The sequence below is a fragment of the Streptomyces hokutonensis genome, from assembly GCF_042751305.1.
Lineage (GTDB): Bacteria > Actinomycetota > Actinomycetes > Streptomycetales > Streptomycetaceae > Streptomyces > Streptomyces hokutonensis_A.
Window position 1 is genome coordinate 4,227 of record NZ_JBHYWD010000052.1, and the last position, 5,593, is coordinate 9,819.

A 5,593-nucleotide genomic window follows, 5' to 3' on the forward strand; every position below is an offset into this window, starting at 1 on the left:
TCTAGCCCTCTCTCACCACTCCCACCCCCGGCCTCACCCCCCCCACACCCACCGCAACACCCCACACCCTCCGCCCAACACACCACCCACCCCCCCCACCCCCCCCCTCCGGGTTCCGGGCCTATCTGATTGCTGAGGTACCGGCGATCCGAGTGGCCCCGGTACGGCTGCGGCAGCCTACGCTGGTACCCGTACGCACCGGTCGTCCTGGCCTGGACTTCGTCGCTCGACGCGAGCCACCGCTGCCTCGACTGACCACCTCAGGATTGTCCGGGGCACCCGGTCCGCCTGCCTGTCGTCGGCTCCCGGCCTGGGACCATGGCAGCTGCTCAGCACCGACGCAGGGATCAGATGATCTGAATCGCCAGCGGGGCGCGGGGCGGCCCCTGGCGCCGTGGTGGTCCCATACGGACGGCCATAGGGCTCGGACGGGCGCCGCCGCGCAAGTCGGGTGCCAGTGAGCCCGGGCCAGTTATCCGATCGAGGTCGCGCGGACGGTCGGGGAAGTGGCACAGGATGTGGCGCCCCGGTTCACCCGCCTTTGCTGTCCTCGGCGCCCGGTGGGCGCGCTGAGGTTGGTGGCTGGGGGTGCTCGTCCCTCTCCTGCTCCGAGGTGGCAGCCCAGGCGTTGAGCAGGGACAGGTTGTCGTGCGAGGAGGTACCGGCCGCCGCGGTGTAGGCGACCAGGAGCAAGCCCTGCTCGGCGGGGAGGTGCATGACCTCGAAGGCCAGCTCAAGGTGGCCGACGACGGGGTGCTTGAAAACCTTGACACCGCGGGCGTGGACCCGGACGTCACGCCGTGCCCAGAAGACCCGGAACTCCTCGCTGCAGGTCGACAGTTCCCCGACGAGCTGAGTGAGTGCGCGATCGTGGGGATCACGCCCGGCCGCTGCCTGGAGATGACCGACCATATCGCCAGCGACCTTCGGCCAGTCCACCCAGAAGTCGCGGGCCCGGGGGTCGAGGAAGGTGAAACGGGCGAAGTTCGCCGGCCGCCGGGGATCATCGAGCACCGGTGCATAGAGCGCTCTTCCGAGGTGGTTCGTGGCCACCACATCCAGCAGAGGGCTGCGCACCATCGCAGGCACGCCGACCAGCGCGTCGAGTACCGCCTGAACCCCGGAATCCACTGAAGAAGCGCCCGCCCGGCGCGTCCGAGGCCGGGCGGCGGGTTGGTCGGCGCGAGCCAGGTCGAACAGATGCTCCCGCTCGACGTCATCGAGCTGCAGTGCACCTGCGATGGCGTTCAGCACACTGTCGGAGGCCACGGCGAGCTTGCCTCGTTCGAGCCGGGTGTAGTACTCCACACTCAGCCCGGCGAGGGTCGCCACTTCCTCACGCCGAAGTCCCGGAACGCGCCGACCACGCAGCGGCACCGACAGCCCCGCCTGCTGTGGCGTGATGCGTGCCCTTCGCGAGGACAGGAACTCTCGGATGTGACTTCGCTGGTCCATACACTCGATGCTAAGTCGGCTGCTAAGAACAAGGGAGGACCTGGCAGTACCTGGTTCGGCAGGGTCTCGCCAGACGCTTGCGGAGAAAGTTCGCCTCGCTCCTCCTCAAGGCCGAGCCGGACGCCGCGCACGGCCGACGCAGTGGGGGAGAGCTGCCCACAAGAGGCAGTTCGTCCGCACGTGCGTGGTGCTATGAGCGCTGTCGTGCCCCGCGACCGGAGTTCACATTCCAGCGTTGGGTTCTCACTTCACCGCCGGGGCTGAACAGGCGGCTGCCCGCCGCAGGTTCTCCGAATCCTGCCGCTCCGCCCGCCCCTCACAGCCTCTGACACGAAGTCCTGCCGCCCAGTCAGGCCTGCTTCGAGGCGAGGTCGACAACGGTGATGTCCGAGGGGGCGCCGACGCGGACGGGTGGGCCCCAGGCACCGGCGCCGCGGCTGACGTAGAGCTGGGTGTCGCCGTAGCGTTCGACGCCGGCGAGCGTCGGGTTCGTCAGATCGGCGATGAGGTTGCCGGGCCACAGTTGGCCGCCGTGGGTGTGACCAGAGAGCTGCAGGTCGACGCCGTGGCGGACGGCGTCGTGGATGAGGATCGGCTGATGGGCGAGGAGGACGGCGGGGCGGGAGCGGTCGCGGTCGCCGAGGGCCCGCGTGAAGTCCGGGCCCTGGCCCTCATCGGTGCCGGCCAGGTCGTTGACGCCCGCCAGGTCGAAGGCGGGCAGTTCCGTGCGGGCGTTCTCCAACGGGCGCAGACCCAGGTCCCGTACTTTCTCGACCCACTGCTCAGCGCCGGAGTAGTACTCGTGGTTACCGGTGACGAAGAAGGTCCCGTGACGTGCCCGCAGCCCGGCAAGCGGTTCAGCGGCCGGGCTGAGATCCTTCACGCTGCCGTCGACCAGGTCACCTACGACGGCGATCAGGTCGGGCTGGGTGGCGTTGATCGTGTCGACGACCTTCTGGGCGAAGCCACGGCCCAGGACCGGACCGAGGTGGATGTCGCTGACCACGGCGATCCGGAACCCGTGCGCGCTACGCGGGAGTTTGGCCAGCGCAACGGTGATGCGCTTGACCTTGGGGCCACGGAGCACGTCGTACGTGCCGTGGCCGACGGTGCCGACGGCGAGGGCCGCGGCGCTGCCGCCTACAACGCGCGAGACGAACAGGCGGCGTGAAGGGTCCGTTACTCCAGGGCGCGGCGAGGATCCGGGCTCCGGTGTACGCGGATGCTCCGCCACGGTGGCAGCCGCCGTGATTTGCGGGGTGGTGCCGGACACGCCGTGTGCGGCCGGCACCGGCCGGGGTCCGCCGGCCGTAAGTTCCTCGTTCCGATCCGCCCCGGACTTGCCGGGCGAGGCGGCAACGGCATCCACCGCCGGGTGGGCCTGCTCGTGTGTGTCAACGTTCCGGCGTCGCCGGGGCAGGCGCCGCAGCGCAGGCCGGACGGCCTCACTCGCGAGCAACGCGAGCACGAGGTACAGGAACAGTGCCATCCATAGATATCCGGGCCAGGCAAGGATCTGTTGGAGGAGAAAGGGGGCTCTGGTCTCGGCCGCCAGGGCGGCGACGGTCAGAAGAGGCCCGGCGATGAAGACAAAGCTTCCGGCGCGCCGCAGGAGAGAGCCGGGACGCGACGTGTCGCGTACGAGACGGCGCCAGGTATACCAATGGAGCGCGCCGAACACTGCCAGCACAGCACCCCAGACGAATGGGATGACGATAACCATGGCTCAGTGCAGTCCTTCCTCACGACGTTCATGAAACGGATGGTTTTCTGCACCGGTATATGAGCGACCGAGTCGGAGTCTGATGGCCTATGCCCCGGTGCCCGTCGTGCCGGGAACGTGAGCCACTGGCGATCGACGGCACGTCAAACGACGTGACACCGAAAACTCACTCTCACACGGCGGTTCCCTGCGAGGCCGGGATGCGGGTGTTCCCGGTTGTCAGGCGGCTTATTCGTGAGCTTGCGCAGAGGCAGAATCCACGTCGCCGTCACCACCGATGTGCCTTCTGTCATGTCAGCCCGTTGCGATGGCGCTCGCGGCACGAAGCCTAGGGGAATTCTCTCAGTTCACCGAAATGCGCGTGGCTGGCCATAGCCGCCAGTCTGCCCTCATTGGGCTATCTCGTGGGGGGTAGAGTTTTGTGCCCTGGATGACGACCCGAGAGTCGTTACCTTGGGGACCATGACTAATTCTGAATTCTCCAGTCCTGCCGTCCAAGGCCACTGCGACGAGCGGTTCGCATCCGTGCGGGCGGCATTCGAGGAAAACTTCCGGGAGCGCGAGGACCTGGGCGCTGCGGTGGCCGTGCAGGTCGGCGGACAGACCGTGGTGGACCTTTGGGGCGGCTGGGCGGATGCCGCACGCACACGGCCCTGGGAGCGGGACACCGTGGTCAACGTGTGGTCGACGACGAAGGGGCCGACAGCGCTGTGCGCGCATCTGCTGGCCGACCGGGGACAGCTCGACCTCGACGCCCCCGTGGCGACGTACTGGCCGGAGTTCGCCGCAGCCGGCAAATCGTCCGTCCTCGTACGTCACCTCCTCTCGCACCGGGCGGGCCTGGCCGGACTGCGCGAGCCGCTCAGCCTGGCCGAAGCGTACGACTGGGAGCTGACCACCGCGCGACTGGCCGCCATGGAGCCGTGGTGGGAGCCGGGCACGCAGTCCGGCTACCACGCCCTGACGTACGGCTTCCTGATCGGCGAAGTGGTACGGCGGATCACCGGTCTGCACCTCGGCGAATACCTGCACCAGGAGATCACCGGGCCGCTGGGCATCGACTTCACGATCGGCCTGCCGGAGAAGGAGGCCGAGCGGGTGGCAGAACTGGTCGGCCCGGCCATGACGGCCGACGCACAGGCGGCGTACGCGGCACTGCCGCCCGTCGCCTTGGCCTCCCTGGCCAACCCCGTTGTCACGGCGGCCGACGCCAACACCCCCGAATGGCGCGCCGCCCACATCCCAGCCGCGAACGGCCACGGCACCGCCCGCGCAGTCGCCGCGCTCTACGGAATCTTCGCCCACCAGGGCATCGCCGACGACCGCCGTCTGCTGTCCCCCGAAGCCGTCGAGCGCGCCCGCGAGGGCCAGGGCGCGTGCCGCGATCTGGTCGTCGGCACTGCCTACGAGCACGACACGGAAATCGCTCTGGGCATGTGGCTCGGCGGCCAGAACGCCTCCTACGGCCCCAACCCCCGCGCCTTCGGCCACGACGGCACGGGCGGCTCCTTCGGCCTGGCGGACCCGGAGGCGGACGTCAGCGTGGGCTACGTCATGAACCGCATGGGAACCCGTATCTCCGGCGACCCTAGGAAGACGGCCCTGCTCGACGCGGTGTACGCGGCACTGTGACCGTTTCCAGGCCTGACCAGGGCGGCCCGCCCTCTGTGGAGACAGTTGTTGCAACCGCCTCCGCAGAGGGCGCCTGAGCCATCCCTTCCCGTGAAACTGCCAGCCCCTGGGCCGGCGACCTCTGGTAGAGGTGGTCGACGAGGGGCGGTTGGGCCCGTCCTGTCGATCATGAACGGAGCCAGGTGGCGGAGCCTGCGACCATGCCAAGGAAGACGTAACCGCGCCTGTTCACACCGGGTTGGCCATTGCCCGGGAGCGCTTGCCGCATGCTTCCCTATGCCCACACCCTCGCCTGCGTTCACCACCTTCTCCAGCTGGTCCGGAGACTGGCCGGGGTGCTTCGCCGTTGGCGTTCCGCAACCTCCGCCCTTTGACGCCTTCGGGCCGGCTGCGGATTGGGGTGGGCTCCGGCCGCGTGCCGATGCGCCCGCATGATCATGAAGTCCACCGCGGAGTCCCAGTCGTTCTCATCGCTGGAGTCTGCCGCCGGGACCCGGTGCAGCTGACGCTCCTAGGTGGCGCCGGCCGACCACCGTCGGTGCCGCTCGTACGCCGCCTTCCCTGGGCGAGGCGTTCCGCCCGGTCACACCAAGGAACCCCGGGCCGCATGCAGTGCAAGATGCCGCCCGATCACCTGCCGGTGACCCCGCACCCGCCACAACTTCCCTTACCGCGGGGGGGGGGGGGGGGGGGCGGGGGGGGGCCGCGCCCGCCGCCGGGGGGTGCATCAAGGCCACGCTGATACGCCCCCCCCGCGCACACCGCGCGCGGGCACCCACCCCC

General features: G+C 69.3%; 3 protein-coding genes. 1 reads left to right on the forward strand and 2 read right to left on the reverse strand.

Annotated features, from left to right (window positions below; genetic code table 11):
- Nucleotides 1-531 precede the first annotated feature (531 nt).
- Both ACFXC1_RS51055 and ACFXC1_RS51060 read right to left on the reverse strand, forming a co-directional pair.
- Nucleotides 532-1,455 (reverse strand): helix-turn-helix transcriptional regulator, encoded by a 924-nt coding sequence (locus ACFXC1_RS51055; protein ID WP_381257303.1) that lies wholly within the window; start codon nt 1,453-1,455, stop codon nt 532-534.
- Between the two features lie 349 nt (nt 1,456-1,804).
- A complete protein-coding gene (locus ACFXC1_RS51060) occupies nt 1,805-3,178 on the reverse strand; it encodes a metallophosphoesterase (RefSeq protein WP_381257306.1) in 1,374 nt (457 codons plus the stop codon).
- Nucleotides 3,179-3,640: 462 nt separating this feature from the next.
- On the opposite strand from ACFXC1_RS51060, the gene ACFXC1_RS51065 reads away from it, so the two are divergent.
- On the forward strand, nt 3,641-4,810 hold the full coding sequence (locus tag ACFXC1_RS51065) for a serine hydrolase domain-containing protein (protein WP_381257308.1): 1,170 nt from the start codon (nt 3,641-3,643) through the stop codon (nt 4,808-4,810).
- Nucleotides 4,811-5,593: the final 783 nt, after the last annotated feature.